Source organism: Ancylobacter sp. 3268 (genome assembly GCF_031456575.1).
In the GTDB taxonomy this organism is placed as follows: domain Bacteria; phylum Pseudomonadota; class Alphaproteobacteria; order Rhizobiales; family Xanthobacteraceae; genus Ancylobacter.
The window spans coordinates 43,164-61,508 of sequence record NZ_JAVDUX010000005.1 but is presented as its reverse complement, the minus strand read 5'-3'; the positions used below and the strand labels follow the sequence as shown (position 1 = coordinate 61,508).

Here is an 18,345-nt window from a genome sequence, read left to right as displayed (position 1 = left end):
GCCGGGGCCGGGAAGACGGCGACCATTCACCGCCCCGCCTCGCCCCGCCCCGCCTCGCTCCGCCGCGGCCGGAAGGGCGGGCGGAGGCCGGGCCGCGGCACCCGCGGCATCGGCTCGATATTGGCCGGCACCGTGGAAACCGCCCACCACCGCCGGCGCAAGTCGCGCAGGGGCCTTCCTCCGCGCCGCCGCCAATGCCAGCATCGGCGAATCGGCGCCTGCGCGGCGCCCGGCGTTCGGATCGGTTCATGACCTCGACTCTGTCCACCCCCCACGATGCGGCGACCGATCTCTGGGTGTTCGGCTATGGCTCGCTGATGTGGAATCCCGGCTTCGCGCATGAGGAGGCGGTGCCGGCCCGGCTGATCGGCGCGCACCGCTCGCTCTGCGTTCTGTCGGTGCATTGGCGGGGCACGGCGGAGAGGCCCGGCCTGGTGCTGGGGCTGGACCGCGGCGGCAGCTGCGTCGGCCTTGCCTTTCGCGTCGCCGCCGCGCGGGCGGAGGCGACGATCGCCTATCTGCGCGAGCGCGAGCAGGTGACCAAGATCTATCGCGAGGCCACCCGCCGGGTCTGGCTGCGCGACGGCAGCCAGCGCAGCGTGCCAGCGCTGGCGTTCCTGGTGGATCGCGGCCATGCGCAATATGCCGGGGCGATGGGGAGGGAGCAGCGGCTGCATCTGGTGCGGCAGGGCCACGGCGTCGGCGGGCCGAATGTCGATTATGTCCGCGCCACCGCCCGGCACCTCGCCGATCTCGCTATCGTCGATGACGAGCTGGAATGGATCGCCGCCCGGCTGTAGCGGCGGCTGGCCTGCCACGCCGCACTATCGAACGCCAGGTCGCGGCAGCGGCAAACGGGCGAATCGCGACAGCGGCAAACGGGCGAGTCGCGGCAGCGGCAAACGGGCGAATCGCGGCAGCGGCGAGAGGGTGAAACGCGGCGGCGGCGAACGGAAACGCGGCGTGCTGCCGGAGCTAAATCCTTCGCCGTCCGGTTTCGCGCCGCCATGGCGCGGCGGACGGTCCGGCCCACCCGGCGTCGCGACCCAAGCCCCGACGTGAACACCCACTCCTCGCACGACCGCAACGCCGGCGATAACGCCGCGAGGGGCTCACTCCGGCGCCAGCGGCCCGCTTTCGGTTTCCGGTACGATGCGCAGGTGAATCTCCTGCGCGCCGGCGGCCAGCGCGGCGACGCGCGCCTTGGTGCCGGCCGGGCCGCTCCACAGCGCCACGCAGCGGCCGCCGACGCGGCGCACGGCGAGCGCGATGGCATCGGGATAATCCGGTGCATCCGCCAGGCTGTAGACGGAGAACACCTGCCGCCGCCCGTCCGGGCCGCGCCAGAGCCGAAAGCGTCGGGCGAGCACGCCGTCGGCGACGGTGAGCGGACCGTCGTCGCGCAGCGAATCGCCGCTAAGGGTGGGAAGCGTGATCATCATGAGAACAAAGTTAGAACATTTGCGGTTGGCGTCAATGCGGTTCCTCAAGTGAATCCGCATGAATGCTGAAGGTTCCCGTCACGCGTGCGTGAATCGGCACCGGCAACGCGCAGGGAGTCGGCGCGGGGAGGGAAAGTGGTCCGGGCGGCCAAGTTGGCGCCGGCCCCTTGCAACCTCGGGCGGTTCGGACCATACGCTTGCGCAGGGCGCACCACGCCCGCGCCGGCTGCCTCCCGGTAGCTCAGCAGGATAGAGCACAGGTTTCCTAAACCTGGGGTCAGGGGTTCGATTCCCTTCCGGGAGGCCACCTCCGCAGCAAGTTGTTGATTTTGCTGCGTTATTTCAGATTTCTTTCTCACCTTCCGGCTCGGAAGGGGAAAAGTGGGAAAGATCTGTTCCGGTTTTGGTCGGCACCATGAGGTGCATGGCGTCGCCTGCGAGGCGCCGACGGTTGGCTTTGCGGGTGTAGACGGCGGCCTGTTTCGGGCTCTCCCAACCGAAAATCGCCATCAGCTGGTGCTCGGTCGCGCCGGCGGTCGCGGCGATCGTCGCGCCCGCCTTGCGCAGACCGTGGGCGCTGCAATGCTTCAGCCCTGCCTCGTCGCAGCGATCCCGAAACCAGTTGCCGAAACCGGCCTCCGAAAACGGCGCGCCATACTCGGTAATGAGGAAAGTGAGGTTACCGGACGGCGAGACGTCCAGCACCGCCCGCAGTTCGGGCAGCAGCGGGATTTCGCGCTGCTTTACACGGCGCGCGCGGCCCTTGGTCTCGGTGAAATACAGCCATCCATTGCGGATCATCTGCCGGCCGAGCTTGACGACATCGGAGCGGCGCACGCCGGTGTAAAGCAGCAGGGAGAATGCCAGTCGGGCCTTGGTGCCGACAGGGTGCCGGGCCTCAAAGGCGGCGACCTCGTCGAGCGTCCACGTGTGGTGGCCTTCGTCGGAACCCTTGAAGAACGTCACGTCGCGGGCCGGGTTGCCGGTGACGCCGGGCACTTCCTCGGCCATGGCCCATTTGAAGACATGGCGCAGCGCCTTGATGCGCGCGTTCGCCGCCTCCGGCGTGTCCATCTTGCGGTCGCGGAGTGCTCGCACCGCCCTGGCATTGAAGCGATCAAGCGGAGCCTCGCCAAAGGTGCGGGTCGATTCCGGGGTGATCGGCTCGTCGAAGGTGCGCTCGAGGATCCTCCGGCGCTCTTTGCGGGTGTCGGCGCTCAAGAGCTTGAATTCCGCGCATTCGCCGAAATAGCGCTGGCACAGCCATTTATAGGTGCCGGGAATCGCCCGGCCGGGAATGGCGCCTTTCTCCGGCGGCGCGCTGTCGGCGAGCAGGTCGTCATAGGTCTTGCGGAAGGCCGGCGTGCCGAACACCGCGCGGATGCGCACCTTGCGACTGCCCTTGCCGCGCCAGAAATAGTAGCGGGCATTGCCGTGCCGGTCGGTGTCCTCATAGACATATTTGAGGCGGTCGAGCATCACGCCCTGAAGTTCCACTCGTCGTCTGCATCCGCCGACGTCTTGCCGGCGCTCAGATCGGGCAACTTATCGAAGAATTCGTCAAGCCGGCGGCGGTCCCATACATTTCGAGCGTCGATCCGCTTGGGGGGCGGCATGCGGCCATCGGCGACAAGCTCGTCGAACTTGCGCGGGGAGACGCCGATATAGGCAGCCGCCGCCTCGCGATGCACACCGCGGGGCGGCAGAGAGTCCGGCAGGGGGTTATAGCGGGGCTCGCGCTGCATAGGTCTGCCTCAGAACGGGATCTCGTCGTCGATGTCGCCGCCGCCGCCGAACGAGCCGCGTTGTGCGCCGGCGGCGGCCGAGCCGAAACCGCGCCCCTCGCCGGTCTGGCGGGCGGGTTCCGACCGGTTGTAATCGTCCGGCGTGCCGCGTGAACCGGTGTCGATCTTGTCGAGCAGCGTGACCTCGCCCCGGAATTGGCGCAGCACCACCTCGGTGAACCAGCGCTCGATATTGTCGGTGCCGGTCGCCTTGCGGGTTTCCAACTGACCCTCGATGTAGACCTTGGAGCCCTTGCGCAGATACTGCTCGGCGACCTTCAGCAGGTTCTCGTTGAAGATCACGACTGTGTGCCACTGGGTGCGCTCGCGGCGTTCGCCGGTGTCCTTCTCCCGCCAGGTCTCGGAGGTGGCGATGCGAAGGTTCGCGACGCGGCTGCCGTTCTGGAATGTGCGGATTTCCGGGTCTCGGCCGAGATTGCCGACGAGGGTGACCTTGTTGACGCTTCCGGCCATGATCAGGCCTCCCTATATGCGGCTACGAGCACTTGGTTGAGCACACTGGGCGGCGCTTCGATGTCGCCTTGGAGCAAGCCGGAGGCATTGCAGATCGGGCACGGCTCATAGGGGGAGGCCTGCCATGTAGGCGACCCGGTGCCCTTGCATCCATCACAGAGGCCCGCCATGAAATTTACCGGCAGTCGCGCCAAGCCGGCGGTTAGCTGCGCAGCGTGCAGTTGCTGGGCGGATCGATCGCAGCTTTCCGGATAGATGCGCCTGTACGCACTAGTGAATGTGAGGCGCGCCATCACTCACCCTCCTTAGCCGGATCCTCGATCATCCGGTGCCAGCGGCGAAAGCCGGTGAACTTGCTGCCGATCCGATCGATGTCGGCAATCAGGTCGAGGCGGCTTTCCACGATGCGGATGCAGGCCATCACATCGGCGATCTCTCGCGCGATCTCTTCGCGATTGGTCCGCCCGGTTGACGGGTCGCGCTCGTCGAGGCCCTGGATGATGGAGCGCGCGGCGCGCCCTGCGAGCTCGTTGCACTCTTCCGCCAGCTTGCCGAGTACGGCGAGGCGGATCCGGTCCTGCTCAGGCATCCAAGGCGAGATGGTGCTGTTGATCGGCTCAGACATCAAAGCCTCCGGTCAGCGCGGCGCGGCGCCGAAGCTCTTCGTCGATCTTCTGCTGTGCCGCCTCGCGGGTGGCTTCTTCGACCCAGAAATCATCATCGCTGTCAGCGTCGGGCGCCGGCGGCAGGCTGGCACAGTGGGTGACCTCGACGATGCCGCCCCGCGCGACGGCCACCACTTCGCCGGCTTTCCCGGACCAGCCATAGACGGCGTCGACTACCTCTTGAGGGCTGCCGCAGCAGTAATCCTCGGAGGTGTCATCCTCGGGCCAGTGCCACTGGCATGACGCGATGGTCTCGAGGGCTTTAGCGAGGGCGTGCGGTTGCGTCCCTATGCCGGCCAGGGCGAACTCGCGTTCCGCTTGCCTATCTATATCGAATGCGCGCAGGAGCCATTCCGGCTCGGGGTGCCATTCGGTCGATCCGAACCGGATGCCAAGTGGCAGGGCACGTCGCGTATCCGTCTCTCCGCGCCAGTTGCGATAGGTAAAGGTGAGCGGCGCTTTTTCGAGCTCAGCGGGCGATGCCGAGCCGTCGGTGAAAATATGGCTCAGCATGTCCAGTGCGTCCGCAAGCGCACGTTCGGGCTTGGCCTTATTGAGATGTCCGCCCAGCAGCCCGACCACCGTGGCGGCCGCGAATGTGAGGATCACCAGTTTCGCGCCGGGGTGCTCGACAAGGCTGAGTTTGTCCGTAATGGTCCTAGCGATGGCATCAGAGGCGGCAGATCCGATATCCTTCGCCTCCCTGTAATCAGCTTCGGTGATCGGTTCGGTCATGATCAAACCCTCATCGGCATGATGACGGCGAGCAGGTTCGGCTCGGCCGGGATGCGGAAGACGCCGGCGGTGCCGGGGTCGCGGAACTCGATGTCGACCTCGCCGGCCGTCGCGCCGAGGCGGTCGAGCAGGTCGACGAGGTATCGCCAGTTGAAGCCGATGGTGATCTGGCCGCCCTCAAGGGTGGCGTCGATTTCGTCGCGCGCCTCGCCGGCCTCGCTGTTGCGCGCCGACAGGGTGATCGCCTCGGCCGTGAAGTCGAAGCGCATCAGGTGGCCTTTCTCGCCGGAGACCACGCCGACGCGCTGCGTCGCGGCCAGGAGCTCGGCGCCGGAGACCTTGCAGCGTATGCCGCCATCACGCGGGATGGCCCGCTGATAGTCGGGATAGGTGCCATCGATCAGCTTGCTGACCAGCGTGGTCTGATCGGTCTCGGCCATGATCTTGGAATCGGAGAGGGAGAGCTTGATGCTCTCGCCGGCTTCCTCGACCAGGCTGCTCAGTTCGGTCACCGCCTTGCGCGGGACGATGATGCCCAGCCGGTCGTCGATACCGGCCGGAGCCGGGAGGGCATCGAGGGCGAGCTTGTGGCCGTCGGTGGCCACCATCCGCAGCTGCGGCGCGGCATCGGCCGTCTCGCGGTGAATGTGGAGATAGATGCCGTTGAGGTAGTACCGCGTCTCTTCCGTCGATATGGCGAAGCCGATGCGGTCGATGGCGGATTTGAGCGGCTTGACCGGCAGGCTGAAGCTGCTGCGCCATTCCGAGGCTTGCACGGTGGGATAGTCGCTCACCGGCATGGTGCCGAGGGAGAAGCGGGAGCGGCCGGCGCGCAGGCTGGCGTTCGGCTTGCCCGGCTCATATTCGAACTTGATCTGTGCGCCTTCCGGCAGTTTCTTGACGATCTCCTCCATGGTCCGCGCCGGCAGGGTGATGACGCCGGGCTCCTCGATCACGGCGCCGGCCACCCTGGAGGTGATCCAGATATCGAGATCCGAGGCGAGGATGGTCACGCGGCCGTCTTCGGCGCGCAGCACCACATTGGCGAGGATCGGGATGGTGTTCCTGCGCTGCACGGCCCGCACCGCGCGGGACAGCGCGGTGAGCAGCGATGCCCGCTCAAAGGTGATTTTCATGGGCGGCGTCCAGATTGAAGAGAAATTGCATGGGCCACGCTGCCTCGTAGTCTTCACGGCAGCGGTGCATTGATCGCCACTTGGGGTAGGCGGCCCGTTCGAGACGAATGAGCGCATCGGCGCGCCGACCCTCGCAGAACAGCTGGCGCGCTTCATCGATCAACTGGACGATGAGCGGATCGGTGTAATGGTCATCATCGCGGCGCCAACCGATTTCCTCGATTGCTTCGATGAAATCGGCGTCGCTCACCGGCTTGTCGTGACGCAGCCGCACAACGAGGCTGTGGGCGACGTATTCCTCGTAACTCAGATCCATGGCGCCCGCCTTTGCGGTTGAAGAAAAAGCCGGGCGGGCTTGCGATCCACGCCCGGCAGTGCCGGCGCCCATGCCAAGGCGCCGGGGGAGGAACGGATCAGGCGCCGACCATGCCCAGCGCCTGGAGATAGAGGTCGACGATCGCCTCGTGCTCGGCGTGCTGGTCGGCATCCTGCTTGCGAATGCGCAGGATCTCGCGCAGCGCCTTGACGTCGAAGCCGGTGCCCTTGGCCTCGGCGAAGACATCCTTGATGTCCTCGGTGATGGTCGCCTTCTCCTCCTCAAGCTTCTCGATGCGCTCGATGAAGGATTTCAGCTGTTCCTTGGCGAAGCCGGCGGCGGCGTCGGACAAGGGCTGATCGTTGGGAATGTCGCTCATGCTGGCACCCGTGCGGTGTTGGCCGGGGCGCGGTCGCTCTGGGCGCGGGCACCGGGCAGGTAGTCGATGAAGGCCTGTTTCAGGTCGGCCGCGGCGTCCGGCGGCTTCCGCCACCTGATGGGGCGGGGCAGGGCCGGCGCGTGTTCGATCTCCTCGCCCCACGGCATCGGGGGTGTGGCGAGAAAATCGCGGCGCTCGGTCTTGAGCGCGGCGATGTCGCAGAAGCGGATGAACAGGCGCTCTTCCGCCGTTGGCATGGCGATGCCGGCCGCAACGTGGATGGCGATGTCATGCCGGTGTCGCAGTTCGGCGCGGACCTGCCGCACATGATCCTCGGCCTTCAGGCCGAACACCTGCAGGGCGATGGCCAGCATCGCCTGGAAACAGGGCGTCGTCTCATCGCCGAGGCGCTGCTCATGCAGGTCATGCAGGAGGACGAGGGCGCGCCAGCGGGGGTTGGCACCGAAGGCGATGGCGCAGTCGAGCGCGACGAGCGTATGCAGTGCCACCGACACCGGCTTTTCGGCGGCGCCGGAATAGCGGTTGAGCGTCGACAGAGTGTCGGCGATTTCCGCGAAGTCGACCTGATCGGCGCGGGGCTCGACCATGTCGATGGCGCGGCCGTTGAGCGATTGCAGCCAGACGAGAGGGGCGTTCAAAGCGTCCCTCCCATGATCAGCCACGCGACGAAGCGCAGCAGGAGGATGGCCACGGCGGCGCCGGAGCCGAGAGCGAAGAGACCGAGCACGGCGAGTTCACCGGCGCGGACGATGCGGCGGGCGGCTTCCTGCGGGGTCTCCTCCATCAGGCGCCTCCCACGATGAGCGCGAGGGCGTAGAGGCCGGCGAGCATGCCGACGATGGAGACGAGAAGCGCGGCGCCGCGCAGGGCTTCGGTGAAGAGGACCATCATGCGGCCCTCCGGTTTCGGTTGTCCCCGATGGGAGCTGAGGGGACGGGCAATCGGAGCCCGGTTTTCACCAGGCCTTCATTACCGTGGAGGAGCTCGAATTCGAGCGGCTTCGGCCGCCATCCGTCCGGCGCAGAGACATGGACGTAGAGGTCGTTGCCGTCGAGCGAGACCGAATAGCGGATGCCGTTCGGAGCGATGATCTCCGCCTTTTCCATCACGCGGCCTCCCGCTCGGCTTCGCGCTGCTGGCGCACCTGCCGATATTCCCGCTCGGCATGATCCATGGCGCGGGCGAGGGCGACGGCATCCGGCGCGTGCTCGACGATGACGGCCGAGGGGATGCCGGCGCGGGCGAGGAAGTCGGCATCGACGGCGAGGCCGTCGCGGGCGGCACGGCGCATGATCTGCACCATGCAGTCGACGGCGATGAAGTCGCCGCCCTCATCCGGCTCCGGCAGCGGCAGGCCGGAGGCGATGGCGTAGCGGGCCTCGACCTTCACCGCCCGCACGAGGCCGAGCTCGAACTCGTCGCGGTCGAAGCCGATATCGTTGACGAAGATGCCGGGGTTGCCGCCACGCAGGCGGACGTGCCAGGCCGCGGCATCGAGGCTGCGGTGCAGGAAGAGCACAAGGCCCATGCGGGCGACGAACGGCGCCTCGCCTTCCGGCACGGTGGCGCCGCAGCGGCGGAAGAAGGCCGACAGGGCGGCCTGCGGGTTTTCGGAATGCATTGGCACGCTCCCAATCGGTGCGGATTGGGGGCGATATTCGCGACAGTCGCAAATTTATGTCAAGGATAATTTTGCGAGCATCGCAAAGTTACATGCCGAGTACCGACTTTCGAACCCGTCCAATTACCCGCGGCGCACGACCTTGACGGACGAAGATCGGCTCATGAATCGGATTTGTCGACACAGGTTCCCAGCGCTCGGGACTTGGGCGCCAGCGCTTGTAGGTAGCCTCGCCTGTCTCTGCGTCCACGATCACATAACACGCGTTCGCTACGAGGCGCTGGTCACGAAGATTTACAAAGATGATGGAATCCGGTGGCGAGATGCGGTCCATCGAGTCTCCCACGACGGTCAAGGCTACCCACTCGCCGGAAGGGTCAAGGCCGGGGTCGTCCAGCTTTTCCGCATCCTCAATCTCGTGCACCGCCTCTGGCGTTTGCATGGCCCCGGCACTTACCCACGAGATGAGGGGGATCTTGAGGCCCTGTGGTGCGAGGCTTGGAAGGGCGACAGGAGGATCGGTCCGGAAGAAGGCGGCAATTTTCGGAACCTCCTCCCAGCGTATCTCACGGTTCTCCTTGTTCGGATCTTCATTGATCATGCGAGTGATTGCATCCGAGCGGACGCCTAGATGATCAGCCAGCGCCTTCTTGGCGCCGTGCCCGCGCTCTTCAAGTTGCTCTGCCAACCAGCGGCGCAATGTAGCCTGATCCGTTCTCATGATTGAATTTTTGCGATCTACGCAAAATTTTCTATCGCGATGTTCGCGAATTTGCGATTGACATAAATTTGCGACACTCGCAAAGTTTGGAGCATGAAGCACGAACCCGCATCCTCGTTGATCGAAAAACTAGGTGGCCCGACGGCCGTCGCACTTGCGGTCGGGTGCAACCTGAGCCGCGTCTATCGCTGGACGTATTCGAAAGAGGCTGGGGGGACGGGCGGCATCATTCCGCAGCGGCACTATCCGGCACTAATCGACGAGGCGCGCCGCAAGGGCATCACCCTCACGATCAACGATTTTCTTCCTCGCCCCGCGCTGGCCGCTGAACCCCTCGCCGAGGAGACTGCAGCATGAGCAAGTCACGAACGTCCCTTTGGCACCGCATAGCGGTTGAGATGAGCGAGCAGATCATTCGAGAGCGCGCTGAAGCTCTCCAACGCGAACAGCGACGTCCGTTCCATTTCCTTCGGCGCGGTTGCGGCAAAGCGGTTCAGCATCTGGTCCGCGTTGTCCATCACCTGCGCGGTAAACCCGGTCGGGTTGCTGGTATGCGCGGCCATGTGGGCGACCATCGCGATCACGATGGTTTCGAGGGCGATCACCCGCCCGCGAAGCTCGGCGTCCAGATCCTCGGTCATGACTTCATCTCCATTGAGCCTGTCTTTCGCCTGCCCCGAAATCCGGAAGGCGCGTCGTCTTTTGTCTTCGTTCCGAACCTTGGGTGGCATCGCTGGCATCCTATCCGCGGATGGTGCCCCGAGCCTGATGGGAAGGGCTGCTAGATGAAAAGCATCGGCGAGATCATCAACGATATGCTGGGCGAGGGCACCAGCCTCGTGCCGGGGCAGATGGCCGCCTGCATCGATGATGCATGGGGTCCCTGCACCGATGGGTTCGGCAACGTCGTTGAGAACATCAATCCAGCCCCGGTGAAGGGCTGCGTCTACACCGTCCGCGAGGTGTACCCGTTCATGGGCGCCATCTTCATCGGACTGGTGGAGTTCTCGCCAGACGACGGCTTTCGTGCCCGCCGCTTCCGCCCGGTGCGGCCGACCTCCATCGAGGTGTTCCGCGATCTGCTGGCGCCGACCGATGGCGCCGGAACGCTGCAGCCGGATCGGGTGTCGTGATGCGCGGATCATTCGGCCGGCTCCGGGTATGCCTGCTCGGCCACATAGGCCAGCACGCGCATGCACATGCCTTCATAGGCATCGAGCGCATCGAGCGCGGCCGCCCGCGCGCGCCCTGTCGCGGCGTCGGCCGATGCCTGCAGCATCCTTTCGGCCGCGCCGAGCAGCCGGGCGGCGTCGCCAACCGGTTCCTGCGAGCCGGCCACACCGCGCGCCACCAGGGCAAGCAGCACCATATCCATCGCCGCAAGGTGGGCCTGCAGGCTGTTGCCGGTTCGCTTCGCCATGTCTTGCCTTCTCCTACCCCTTTGATCCGGCCCCCGCCGTGATCTGACGACCGGACCATCGCACCACCCTGACGATTCTCCCTCCGAGAAAATGCGACGCATTTTCTCGCGCGATGACGCTTGACTTTCGCGAGGATGCCATGGCCGAGCGCGCCATTTCCGACAGCACGATTTTCCGCCTCCGCGCGGCGCAGCGCGACCTGATCGACGCCTGCGGCGGCATCGCCCGCGCGGCCAAGATCTGCAACTACAGCGCCGGCCATGTCGGCCGCTGGAACAACCCGAACGACAACGATCTCATGCCGATCACGGCGGTGGTCGCGCTGGAGGGCGATTGCGGCCGGGCGCTGGTGACCAGCATCATGGCCGATCTCAATGGGCGCGATCTGACGGATGGCGCGCCGGCCGAAGCGACAGGGAATGTCGACGCGGCCTATGCCGACGTGCTGGGCGCCCTCGCCGCCGCTACCTCGGAGTATGCCATCGCCAAGGAAGATGGCCGCATCTCGCCGTCCGAAGCCGAGCGGATCGACCGCGCCGTCGCGCATTTCATCCGCGAAGCCGAGGAATTGCGGGCCGGCCTGGCGTCGATCAAGGCGCCCACGCCTCGCCTTGTGCGGGAGGCGTGACCATGCCCGGCGTCACCGATCGCACTCCCGAGGAAGATGGGCGCCTGCGGGTGCTGCTGGCCGAGGGGCTTTCCTACGCGCTGATCGCCGCGCAGCTGGCGATGGAGGGCTTTCCCGCCCGCACACGCTGTGCGGTGCTAGGCCGGGCGAACCGGCTCGGCTTGCGGCAGCGGCCGGAAAATCTGGTCGACCATGCGGTAACGAGAGGATCGGCCAAGCGCCAGCCTCGCCTTCGGTTGTCGACGGCGAAGCCGAAGGCCGGCGCGGCACACAAGATCGTCGTCGCGCCGCCGCTGGAGCCGGTGCTGCCGCTGGCACCGGACCGGCCGGGTATCGCCATGCTGGCGATCCGCGAGGGGCAATGCCGGTGGCCGCTGTGGCCGGATCGCGGCGTCACGCCGCCGGCGGAAAAGCGGATGTGCGGCGCGCCGGTGATGCGGGACGGGCCTTACTGCCCGGCCTGCCGCACGCTGGCGTTCCGGCCGCGCGAGGCGCGTGGGTGTGGCGATCGGCACGACGAGCGTGCGGCTGGCCGGTGGAACTTCGCATGAACCGCCGCGCGCCCCGTCCCTTCGTCATCGTGTATCGCCGGCCCTGGCGTCGGCTGGTCGCGACCGTGCGCGGGTTGGCACGGCGGAACGTGCACGAATGGGAGATCGCGAGCCGGCTCGGCATCAGCCGGAGCCGGGTGCGGCTCGCCCTCAGCGATGGCGCCGGCATCTGGAGCCCGGCCGAAATGGCGCGGATGCGCGCCGCGCTGGTGCGGGAGGTGCGGATATGAAACTGTTGGCGGATCGTTTTCTGCTCGACCGGCCGCGAGGTCATATCGAGAACGAGGCGCATGGTCTTCTGAAGTTGCCTAAGGCCAATCATTTGCCTTCGCCCGCTCCCACCGCGCTGTGTGATCGCTTCGTTTTCGGTGAGCGGGACTTCCAAGCTTTACAATATGCCGCTCTCGACGTCGAAGCTGCCCCCCCCGGCGATCGGCTTCCCGTTCCTTGCAACCCAATGTGGATCGACATTGCGGGCCGGTACGGCTGGCTGATCTCAGGCGGGATCGCCTATGCCTTCCACGATTGCGCGCACTGGGGCATCCGGTGTGTCGGGCAGGTGTGTCTGACGGTCAATCCTGATGATAATCTGTGGGTCGATCTCTCGGACTTTGCCTGGGATGCTCTCATCCGCAGTGCTGCCGAGGGTATCCAAGCGGCGACTGCCGCGGGTGCCGTCGTCAAGATCATCTATGCCCTGTCGTCGCCAAGGGCGGCCACGGCGCGACGCGTTGTCCCAGGCGTTGGTCTTGACCGAGGACTGAAGGCCTTTGCGCTCCGGCGGGCGCAGCGTGGCCTGCCCGTGTTTTCTTACAACAAGGTTGAGCTCATCCGCCCGCAGACTGCCCTCTATCGCGGCGAGCTGCGTTCGGCTGAAAGCCTCTCCGGCACCCGCATGCACATGGTGATCGGCCATTGGCGGCTGATCGACGGCGTTATCGAGCCTTATTGGATCTGGGTCGACGGGCACTCGCGCGGCAATCCCGATCTCGGCACCATCGTGAAGGAGCGACACGTCCGCCTTTCGCCCGATGCCTTCCGCAAGGGCTTCCGCGTGCCGGCCGACGCTGGCCACACCGGCGAGCGGAGGGTAGCTCGATGAACGCCCCCATCGACTATCGCGACTTCCTCGAGGCGAAGCGGCCGGTCGCGGCCGTGACAGGCATCGATATTCCGATTGAAGCGATCAATCCGGCGCTGAAGGGCTTCACCCGGGCGATCGTGCAATGGATGGCGAAGGGCGGTCGACGCGCTCTCTTCGCAAAATTCGGCCTGCACAAGACGTCGACGCAGATTGAACTGCTGCGGCTGCTGAAGGCGGCTGTCGGCGGTCGGGCGCTGATCGTGCTGCCACTCGGCGTGCGGCAGGAGTTCACCCGCGACGCGGCGCTGCGCTTCACCGGCGAGTACGCGGTTCGGCTGAAGTTCATCCGCAGCGCGGCCGAGATCGAAGACGACGAGACGATCTATCTCACCAATTACGAGACGGTGCGGGACGGCAAGCTCGATCCGAACCTGTTCACCGTCGTCACGCTCGACGAGGCCTCATGCCTGCGCGGCTTTGGCGGCAGCAAGACCTTCCGCGAGTTCATGCGGCTCTTCGACCAAGTGCCGTACAAATTCGTCGCCACGGCGACGCCCTCGCCCAATGAGTTCATCGAGCTTCTGGCCTATGCCGCCTTCCTCGGTGTGATGGATGTCGGCCAGGCCAAGACGCGGTTCTTCAAGCGCAACAGCGAGAAGGCCGACGAGTTGACGCTGCACCCGCACAAGGAGCGCGAATTCTGGCTGTGGGTATCGACCTGGGCACTATTCGTCTCCAAGCCCTCCGACCTCGGGTTTTCCGACGAGGGCTATGACCTGCCGCCGCTGGATATCCGTTGGCACGAGATTCCGGCCGATCACAGCGACGCCGGCGTCGAGCGTAGCGGGCAGGTGAAGATGTTCAAGGATCACGCCATCGGCGTGGTCGGTGCGGCGCGGGAGAAGCGGGACAGCTTGCCGGCGCGCATCGCCAAGATGATGGAGATCCGCGCCGAGGATCCCGGCGCGCATCGCATCCTCTGGCACGACCTAGAGGCCGAGCGGCACGCCATCGAGGCGGCGATCCCGAACGTGGTGTCGGTCTATGGCACGCAGCAGCTGGAAGCGCGCGAGCAGCGGATCATCGATTTTTCCGACGGCGCGTTCGCCGAGCTCGCCGCCAAGCCGGTGATTGCCGGCTCGGGCTGCAACTTCCAGCGCCATTGCCGCTGGGCGGTGTTCCTCGGCATCGGCTTCAAGTTCAACGATTTCATCCAGGCGATCCATCGCATCCAGCGCTTCGGTCAGGCTCACACGGTGCGTATCGACCTCATCTACACCGAGGCCGAGCGTGCCGTGCGCGAGGATCTGGAAGCGAAGTGGCGTCGCTATATCGAGCAGGTCGCCATTATGACAGAGATCATCCGCGAATACGGCCTGTCGCGCGCCGCGATGGCCGAAGAGATGACGCGCGCCATGGGTGTGGAGCGCGTCGAGGTGAAGGGCGACGGCTATACCCTCGTCAATAATGACTGCGTCGACGAGATGGGCCGGATCCCGACCGACAGCGTCGACCTGATCGTCACCTCGATCCCCTTTTCGACACAGTACGAATACTCGCCGAACTATGCCGACTTCGGCCACACCGACGACAATAATCACTTCTGGCAGCAGATGGACTTCCTGACGCCGCAGCTGCTGCGCGCGCTCAAGCCGGGCCGGAATGCCTGCATCCACGTGAAGGACCGGATCGTGCCGGGCGGCATGACCGGGCTCGGCTTCCAGACCGTCTATCCCTTCTCCGACGCCACGGTGACGCATTTCGTGCGGCACGGCTTCGCCTTCATCGGCCGCAAGACGCTCGGCACCGACGTGGTACGGGAGAACGCCCAGACCTACCGGCTCGGCTGGTCGGAGCAGTGCAAGGATGGCACCCGCATGGGGTGCGGCATGCCGGAATACATGCTGTATTTCCGCAAGCCGCCGACCGATCGCAGCGACGGCTATGCCGACCGGCCGGTGCGCAAGGTGAAGCGCGAGGCGAAGGGCGGCGCCTGGACCGGCGACGGCTATAGCCGCGCCCGCTGGCAGCTGGACGCGGCGCCGGTGACGCGATCCTCCGGCGACCGGCTGCTGATGCCGCACGAGCTCGTCGGGCTGAAGGCGGATGTCGCCTATCGGCTGTGGAAGAGCTTCAACCTCGCCACCGTCTATGATTTCGAGCACCACGTCGCCATCGCCGAGGCGCGGGAGCTTCACGGACAACTGCCGCCCGACTTCGCCCTGCTGCCGGTCCATAGCTGGATGGAGGAGATCGTCACCGGCGGCGCGCAGATGCTGTCGCTCAACACGATGCAGGCGCAGAAGGGGGCGGAAAAGCACCTCTGCCCGCTGCCCTTCGACATCGTCGACCGCGAGATCGCGCAGCGCTCGGAGCCCGGCGAGCTGGTGCTCGATCCCTTCGGCGGGCTGATGACGGTGCCCTATCGCGCGCTGCTCAAGGGGCGGCGCGGCTACGGAATCGAGCTCTCGCCGACCTATTTCCGGGACGGGATGAAGTATTGCGAGGCCGCGGCCAATCAGGTGGCGATGCCCGGCCTGTTCGACTTGCTCGACGTCGAGGCCTCGGCCGAGCCGGAGGCGGTGGCGTGATGCGGCACTTGCCCTTCATCATCGTTGTATGTCCTGAGGCCTGCGGTTTTGCCGATTGCCAACAGTTCGAGGTTGCGGATCTCCTTCCAAATCAGTCGCCGCTCTGCACTGAGCAGAACTCTGAATGCTCGTTGGTCTTTACGAAACTTTTCGTTGAGATTTGCGGCATTGCTGGCGCCCGAAACGATGCGGTTTTGCTCTGCATCGCTAAGAACAGAGCCGTATGCCCCCAATGCTTCGAACAGGTCGAGGAGTTCCGCTTTAGTCTGCACGGCCCCGGCCAATACCGATCGGCGTTGCTTGGCTATCCGCCCTTCGCTGGGGTTCTCATTGCAGTATCGCCGGAGGCGCTGCCGAAACTCATCAAGATGAATGAGAACTTTAGCGACGGCCCTACGCGCATCAGGGCGACCTGGCTCTTCGTCTTCTACCGATTTGTCGCAGGCGGCTCCTATCGCATAGTTAAGGCTGCGTTGAGCATAAAGCCACCTTATTTCCTCTTCGAGTGCATCCACCACGCGTTGCAGAGCGTCGCGGACGGAAAGCGCCGTTTGTCGTTCGCTGAGCTGGAGTTGTCGGAAGACGGGCGCGGCGGCAATCGCTGCCGCTACAACGGTAATGACGCCGCCGACAATTCCGCCAACGATGGACCCCGAAAAGCCGACCCATGCGTCGCTTATGCATCGCAAGAGAAACGGCACTATCGACATGCCCAATGGCACGCCGAGTACTACTCCAACCCCGATCAGCACTCCCGGTTCAACAAGCCGCTTCATATCGTTTCCCCCGGTCCGACGCTGCCCGCTCGCCTCCCGGTTGTCGAGAGGGCGGTAGCATGACCCGGAAAATTCTTGTGGCTGACCTCCTGTGCGGCGCCGGCGGCTCGTCGACGGGCGCGATCAAGGCACTGCTCGCGCTCGGCTGGACGCTCGATCAGATCATCCTCACCTGCGTCAACCATTGGCCGGTGGCGATCGACACTCACCAGCGCAACCATCCCGAGGCCCGGCACTATGTGCAGGACATCGCGACGGTGCGCCCGCATATGCTGGTGCCGGAGGGTTATCTCGATTTGCTGATGGCCTCGCCGACCTGCACACACCACTCGGTGGCGCGCGGCGGCAAGCCGACCAGCGATCAGCAGCGCAGCGACCCCTGGCACATCATCACCTGGCTCACCGAACTGCGGGTGAAGCGGATCATCATCGAAAACGTGTGGGAATTTATCGGCTGGGGACCGGTCGATCCGGAGACGCAGAAGCCGATCGCCTCGCGCAAGGGCGAATACTTCCTCGCATGGATCGAGACCATCAAGCGGCTCGGCTTCGAACCGGAATGGCGCAAACTCAACGCTGCCGACTATGGCGACGCCACCACCCGACAGCGTTTTATCCTGATGGCGCGCTCCGACGGGCGGCGGGTGCATTGGCCAATGCCGACGCATCGCAAGCGCTCCGAGATCGCCGGCGATCTGTTCTCGGGCGCCAAGCCGTGGCGGCCGGCGCGGGAAATAATCGACTGGTCGATCAAGGGTCGGTCGATCTTCGACCGCAAGAAGGATCTGGCGCCGAAGACAATGGCGCGGATCTATGCCGGCGCCGTGAAACACGGATGGCCGGAGCCATTCCTCGTCATCCTGCGCAACCACATGGCGGCGCAGGGGATCGACGCACCGCTGCCGACCATCCCGGCCAACGGGCAGCATATCGGACTGGCGCAGCCGGTGCTTGTCAACCTGAAGAAGGGCGCGGCGCCGGCGGGCGATGATGTTCCTCTGCCGACGCAGACGGCGGCGGCGAGCCATATCGGCATCGCCGAGCCGATCATCATGAACGGGCGGAAAGGCAACCAGGCCAAGCCGGTGTCGGCGGAACCAATCCCGACACTCGACACCAAGGGCGGCGTCTGGTTGGCCGAGCCCTTCGTGCTGTCCCAACACAATAGCGGCGCCGCCCGCTCGGCCGGTGATCCGCTGCCGACTATCACCACTGGTGGCGCGGGCACGGTGGAACACCCGGGCTGCGCGCGGCCGATGCTGGTTCAGCCGTTTGTGCTCTCGCAAGCCTCCGGCGGCGCCCCGCGCCAAGTCGGCGAGCCGCTACCGACCATCGTCACCGGCGGGCAACGAGGCAGCGGCACGGCGCTGATTTCGCCCTATTACGGCTCCGGCTCCGGCGAGACCTGCGTCAGTGTCGAGGATCCTCTGCCGACGGTGACCGCCAAGGGCCGGTTCGGCATGGTGGTGCCGGTGACGCAATCCGGCGGCGGCGCCACGGCGCGGGATGTTGCCGATCCAATCCCAACCCTGACGACGGCCAAGGGCGGCGAGTTCGCCATCGTCATGCCGGTGACGCACGACGACGGCAGCAGCCGGGCGCGCGACGCCGCCGTCGATCCGCTACCGACCGTCACCGGCGCGAACCGGGGCGACCTCGCCTTCATCGCCGCCCAGTTCGGCGAGCGCGAGGGGCAGGCGCCACGTGTTCATGACGTCGACGAGCCGGCGCCGACGCTGTGCGCCACCGGCCGGGTGAACCTCGTCGAGGGTACCGAGCAATTCGACATCCTGTTCCGCATGCTGGAACCGCACGAGCTCGCCGCCGCCATGGGCTTCAACACCGAAGAGTCGAAATACGAGTTCGCCGGCACCAAGACCGAGCAGATCAAGCAGATCGGCAATGCGGTGTCGGTGGCGAAGATGAAGGCCTGCGTCGGCGCCATCATGGCGGATGAGGCGCCGGGCGCAGTGCTGGAGGCGGCCGAGTGATGGCGTGCG

General features: G+C 65.7%; 26 protein-coding genes and 1 tRNA gene. 10 read left to right on the top strand and 17 right to left on the bottom strand.

What is annotated here, in order from left to right:
- Positions 1-248: 248 nt before the first annotated feature.
- A complete protein-coding gene (locus tag J2X65_RS08385; RefSeq protein WP_310200212.1) occupies positions 249-800 on the top strand; it encodes a gamma-glutamylcyclotransferase in 552 nt (183 codons plus the stop codon).
- 312 nt (positions 801-1,112) lie between these two features.
- Here J2X65_RS08385 and J2X65_RS08380 read toward each other — a convergent pair whose 3' ends face one another.
- A complete protein-coding gene (locus tag J2X65_RS08380; RefSeq protein WP_310200210.1) occupies positions 1,113-1,442 on the bottom strand; it encodes a hypothetical protein in 330 nt (109 codons plus the stop codon).
- Positions 1,443-1,672: 230 nt separating this feature from the next.
- On the opposite strand from J2X65_RS08380, the gene J2X65_RS08375 reads away from it, so the two are divergent.
- A tRNA-Arg gene (locus J2X65_RS08375) sits at positions 1,673-1,749 on the top strand.
- Positions 1,750-1,784: 35 nt separating this feature from the next.
- Here the strand turns inward: J2X65_RS08375 and J2X65_RS08370 are convergent.
- The 13 genes from J2X65_RS08370 to J2X65_RS08310 form a co-directional block, all read right to left on the bottom strand.
- Positions 1,785-2,939, bottom strand: coding sequence for a tyrosine-type recombinase/integrase (locus J2X65_RS08370; RefSeq protein WP_310200208.1), 1,155 nt, complete (start codon positions 2,937-2,939; stop codon positions 1,785-1,787).
- Positions 2,921-3,187 (bottom strand): hypothetical protein, encoded by a 267-nt coding sequence (locus J2X65_RS08365; protein ID WP_310200207.1) that lies wholly within the window; start codon positions 3,185-3,187, stop codon positions 2,921-2,923. Before J2X65_RS08365 ends, J2X65_RS08370 begins: the two co-directional genes overlap by 19 nt.
- Before the next feature lie 9 nt (positions 3,188-3,196).
- Positions 3,197-3,700: a single-stranded DNA-binding protein gene (gene ssb / locus J2X65_RS08360; protein WP_310200205.1), complete on the bottom strand. Its 504-nt coding sequence runs from the start codon at positions 3,698-3,700 to the stop codon at positions 3,197-3,199.
- A 292-nt stretch (positions 3,701-3,992) separates the two neighbouring features.
- Positions 3,993-4,325: a hypothetical protein gene (locus J2X65_RS08355; RefSeq protein ID WP_310200203.1), complete on the bottom strand. Its 333-nt coding sequence runs from the start codon at positions 4,323-4,325 to the stop codon at positions 3,993-3,995.
- Complete coding sequence (locus J2X65_RS08350; protein WP_310200201.1) at positions 4,318-5,100, bottom strand: hypothetical protein; 783 nt, start codon at positions 5,098-5,100, stop codon at positions 4,318-4,320. The genes J2X65_RS08355 and J2X65_RS08350 overlap by 8 nt, the downstream gene beginning before the upstream one ends.
- Before the next feature lie 2 nt (positions 5,101-5,102).
- Entirely contained in the window at positions 5,103-6,236 is a 1,134-nt protein-coding gene (gene dnaN, locus J2X65_RS08345; protein ID WP_310200200.1) for a DNA polymerase III subunit beta, read from the bottom strand.
- Positions 6,220-6,552: a hypothetical protein gene (locus tag J2X65_RS08340; protein ID WP_310200198.1), complete on the bottom strand. Its 333-nt coding sequence runs from the start codon at positions 6,550-6,552 to the stop codon at positions 6,220-6,222. Before J2X65_RS08340 ends, dnaN begins: the two co-directional genes overlap by 17 nt.
- Before the next feature lie 97 nt (positions 6,553-6,649).
- Positions 6,650-6,931 carry a DUF2312 domain-containing protein gene (locus J2X65_RS08335; protein WP_310200196.1) on the bottom strand — a complete coding sequence of 94 codons (282 nt, stop codon included), beginning with the start codon at positions 6,929-6,931 and terminating at the stop codon, positions 6,650-6,652.
- The gene (locus J2X65_RS08330; protein WP_310200194.1) at positions 6,928-7,590 is read right to left on the bottom strand and encodes a hypothetical protein; all 663 of its coding nucleotides are present in this window, start codon (positions 7,588-7,590) and stop codon (positions 6,928-6,930) included. Before J2X65_RS08330 ends, J2X65_RS08335 begins: the two co-directional genes overlap by 4 nt.
- Positions 7,587-7,736, bottom strand: coding sequence for a hypothetical protein (locus tag J2X65_RS08325; protein WP_310200192.1), 150 nt, complete (start codon positions 7,734-7,736; stop codon positions 7,587-7,589). Before J2X65_RS08325 ends, J2X65_RS08330 begins: the two co-directional genes overlap by 4 nt.
- A gap of 103 nt (positions 7,737-7,839) precedes the next feature.
- On the bottom strand, positions 7,840-8,058 hold the full coding sequence (locus J2X65_RS08320; RefSeq protein ID WP_310200188.1) for a hypothetical protein: 219 nt from the start codon (positions 8,056-8,058) through the stop codon (positions 7,840-7,842).
- A complete protein-coding gene (locus tag J2X65_RS08315) occupies positions 8,058-8,573 on the bottom strand; it encodes a hypothetical protein (RefSeq protein WP_310200186.1) in 516 nt (171 codons plus the stop codon). Before J2X65_RS08315 ends, J2X65_RS08320 begins: the two co-directional genes overlap by 1 nt.
- A gap of 88 nt (positions 8,574-8,661) precedes the next feature.
- Positions 8,662-9,294, bottom strand: a complete 633-nt coding sequence (locus tag J2X65_RS08310) for a S24 family peptidase (RefSeq protein ID WP_310200185.1) — start codon at positions 9,292-9,294, stop codon at positions 8,662-8,664.
- A 93-nt stretch (positions 9,295-9,387) separates the two neighbouring features.
- On the opposite strand from J2X65_RS08310, the gene J2X65_RS08305 reads away from it, so the two are divergent.
- Entirely contained in the window at positions 9,388-9,651 is a 264-nt protein-coding gene (locus J2X65_RS08305; protein ID WP_310200184.1) for a hypothetical protein, read from the top strand.
- Between the two features lie 5 nt (positions 9,652-9,656).
- On the opposite strand, the gene J2X65_RS08300 is transcribed toward J2X65_RS08305, so the two are convergent.
- Positions 9,657-9,935, bottom strand: coding sequence for a hypothetical protein (locus J2X65_RS08300; protein ID WP_310200183.1), 279 nt, complete (start codon positions 9,933-9,935; stop codon positions 9,657-9,659).
- Positions 9,936-10,079: 144 nt separating this feature from the next.
- On the opposite strand from J2X65_RS08300, the gene J2X65_RS08295 reads away from it, so the two are divergent.
- Positions 10,080-10,427: a hypothetical protein gene (locus tag J2X65_RS08295; RefSeq protein ID WP_310200182.1), complete on the top strand. Its 348-nt coding sequence runs from the start codon at positions 10,080-10,082 to the stop codon at positions 10,425-10,427.
- Positions 10,428-10,435: 8 nt separating this feature from the next.
- Here J2X65_RS08295 and J2X65_RS08290 read toward each other — a convergent pair whose 3' ends face one another.
- On the bottom strand, positions 10,436-10,714 hold the full coding sequence (locus J2X65_RS08290; RefSeq protein WP_310200181.1) for a hypothetical protein: 279 nt from the start codon (positions 10,712-10,714) through the stop codon (positions 10,436-10,438).
- A 140-nt stretch (positions 10,715-10,854) separates the two neighbouring features.
- On the opposite strand from J2X65_RS08290, the gene J2X65_RS08285 reads away from it, so the two are divergent.
- From J2X65_RS08285 to J2X65_RS08265, 5 genes are read left to right on the top strand one after another with little or no spacing between them, the layout of a single operon-like run.
- The gene (locus J2X65_RS08285; RefSeq protein WP_310200179.1) at positions 10,855-11,343 is read left to right on the top strand and encodes a hypothetical protein; all 489 of its coding nucleotides are present in this window, start codon (positions 10,855-10,857) and stop codon (positions 11,341-11,343) included.
- Between the two features lie 2 nt (positions 11,344-11,345).
- On the top strand, positions 11,346-11,894 hold the full coding sequence (locus J2X65_RS08280; RefSeq protein ID WP_310200177.1) for a GcrA family cell cycle regulator: 549 nt from the start codon (positions 11,346-11,348) through the stop codon (positions 11,892-11,894).
- Positions 11,891-12,124, top strand: a complete 234-nt coding sequence (locus J2X65_RS08275) for a hypothetical protein (RefSeq protein ID WP_310200176.1) — start codon at positions 11,891-11,893, stop codon at positions 12,122-12,124. The genes J2X65_RS08280 and J2X65_RS08275 overlap by 4 nt, the downstream gene beginning before the upstream one ends.
- Positions 12,121-12,996 (top strand): hypothetical protein, encoded by an 876-nt coding sequence (locus J2X65_RS08270; RefSeq protein WP_310200175.1) that lies wholly within the window; start codon positions 12,121-12,123, stop codon positions 12,994-12,996. Before J2X65_RS08275 ends, J2X65_RS08270 begins: the two co-directional genes overlap by 4 nt.
- The gene (locus J2X65_RS08265; RefSeq protein WP_310200173.1) at positions 12,993-15,569 is read left to right on the top strand and encodes a DNA methyltransferase; all 2,577 of its coding nucleotides are present in this window, start codon (positions 12,993-12,995) and stop codon (positions 15,567-15,569) included. The genes J2X65_RS08270 and J2X65_RS08265 overlap by 4 nt, the downstream gene beginning before the upstream one ends.
- On the opposite strand, the gene J2X65_RS08260 is transcribed toward J2X65_RS08265, so the two are convergent.
- Complete coding sequence (locus J2X65_RS08260; RefSeq protein ID WP_310200172.1) at positions 15,497-16,345, bottom strand: hypothetical protein; 849 nt, start codon at positions 16,343-16,345, stop codon at positions 15,497-15,499. The two genes, J2X65_RS08265 and J2X65_RS08260, sit on opposite strands and share 73 nt — an antisense overlap.
- A 59-nt stretch (positions 16,346-16,404) precedes the next feature.
- On the opposite strand from J2X65_RS08260, the gene J2X65_RS08255 reads away from it, so the two are divergent.
- The gene (locus J2X65_RS08255; RefSeq protein WP_310200170.1) at positions 16,405-18,336 is read left to right on the top strand and encodes a DNA cytosine methyltransferase; all 1,932 of its coding nucleotides are present in this window, start codon (positions 16,405-16,407) and stop codon (positions 18,334-18,336) included.
- Positions 18,337-18,345: the final 9 nt, after the last annotated feature.

Coding starts and splice junctions, on each gene's coding strand:
- J2X65_RS08385 (WP_310200212.1), top strand. CDS start 249: ATGACCTCGACTCTGTCCACCCCCCACGATGCGGCGACCGATCTCTGG.
- J2X65_RS08380 (WP_310200210.1), bottom strand. CDS start 1,442: ATGATGATCACGCTTCCCACCCTTAGCGGCGATTCGCTGCGCGACGAC.
- J2X65_RS08365 (WP_310200207.1), bottom strand. CDS start 3,187: ATGCAGCGCGAGCCCCGCTATAACCCCCTGCCGGACTCTCTGCCGCCC.
- ssb (WP_310200205.1), bottom strand. CDS start 3,700: ATGGCCGGAAGCGTCAACAAGGTCACCCTCGTCGGCAATCTCGGCCGA.
- J2X65_RS08355 (WP_310200203.1), bottom strand. CDS start 4,325: ATGTCTGAGCCGATCAACAGCACCATCTCGCCTTGGATGCCTGAGCAG.
- J2X65_RS08350 (WP_310200201.1), bottom strand. CDS start 5,100: ATGACCGAACCGATCACCGAAGCTGATTACAGGGAGGCGAAGGATATC.
- dnaN (WP_310200200.1), bottom strand. CDS start 6,236: ATGAAAATCACCTTTGAGCGGGCATCGCTGCTCACCGCGCTGTCCCGC.
- J2X65_RS08340 (WP_310200198.1), bottom strand. CDS start 6,552: ATGGATCTGAGTTACGAGGAATACGTCGCCCACAGCCTCGTTGTGCGG.
- J2X65_RS08335 (WP_310200196.1), bottom strand. CDS start 6,931: ATGAGCGACATTCCCAACGATCAGCCCTTGTCCGACGCCGCCGCCGGC.
- J2X65_RS08325 (WP_310200192.1), bottom strand. CDS start 7,736: ATGGAGGAGACCCCGCAGGAAGCCGCCCGCCGCATCGTCCGCGCCGGT.
- J2X65_RS08320 (WP_310200188.1), bottom strand. CDS start 8,058: ATGGAAAAGGCGGAGATCATCGCTCCGAACGGCATCCGCTATTCGGTC.
- J2X65_RS08315 (WP_310200186.1), bottom strand. CDS start 8,573: ATGCATTCCGAAAACCCGCAGGCCGCCCTGTCGGCCTTCTTCCGCCGC.
- J2X65_RS08310 (WP_310200185.1), bottom strand. CDS start 9,294: ATGAGAACGGATCAGGCTACATTGCGCCGCTGGTTGGCAGAGCAACTT.
- J2X65_RS08305 (WP_310200184.1), top strand. CDS start 9,388: ATGAAGCACGAACCCGCATCCTCGTTGATCGAAAAACTAGGTGGCCCG.
- J2X65_RS08300 (WP_310200183.1), bottom strand. CDS start 9,935: ATGACCGAGGATCTGGACGCCGAGCTTCGCGGGCGGGTGATCGCCCTC.
- J2X65_RS08295 (WP_310200182.1), top strand. CDS start 10,080: ATGAAAAGCATCGGCGAGATCATCAACGATATGCTGGGCGAGGGCACC.
- J2X65_RS08290 (WP_310200181.1), bottom strand. CDS start 10,714: ATGGCGAAGCGAACCGGCAACAGCCTGCAGGCCCACCTTGCGGCGATG.
- J2X65_RS08285 (WP_310200179.1), top strand. CDS start 10,855: ATGGCCGAGCGCGCCATTTCCGACAGCACGATTTTCCGCCTCCGCGCG.
- J2X65_RS08280 (WP_310200177.1), top strand. CDS start 11,346: ATGCCCGGCGTCACCGATCGCACTCCCGAGGAAGATGGGCGCCTGCGG.
- J2X65_RS08275 (WP_310200176.1), top strand. CDS start 11,891: ATGAACCGCCGCGCGCCCCGTCCCTTCGTCATCGTGTATCGCCGGCCC.
- J2X65_RS08270 (WP_310200175.1), top strand. CDS start 12,121: ATGAAACTGTTGGCGGATCGTTTTCTGCTCGACCGGCCGCGAGGTCAT.
- J2X65_RS08265 (WP_310200173.1), top strand. CDS start 12,993: ATGAACGCCCCCATCGACTATCGCGACTTCCTCGAGGCGAAGCGGCCG.
- J2X65_RS08260 (WP_310200172.1), bottom strand. CDS start 16,345: ATGAAGCGGCTTGTTGAACCGGGAGTGCTGATCGGGGTTGGAGTAGTA.
- J2X65_RS08255 (WP_310200170.1), top strand. CDS start 16,405: ATGACCCGGAAAATTCTTGTGGCTGACCTCCTGTGCGGCGCCGGCGGC.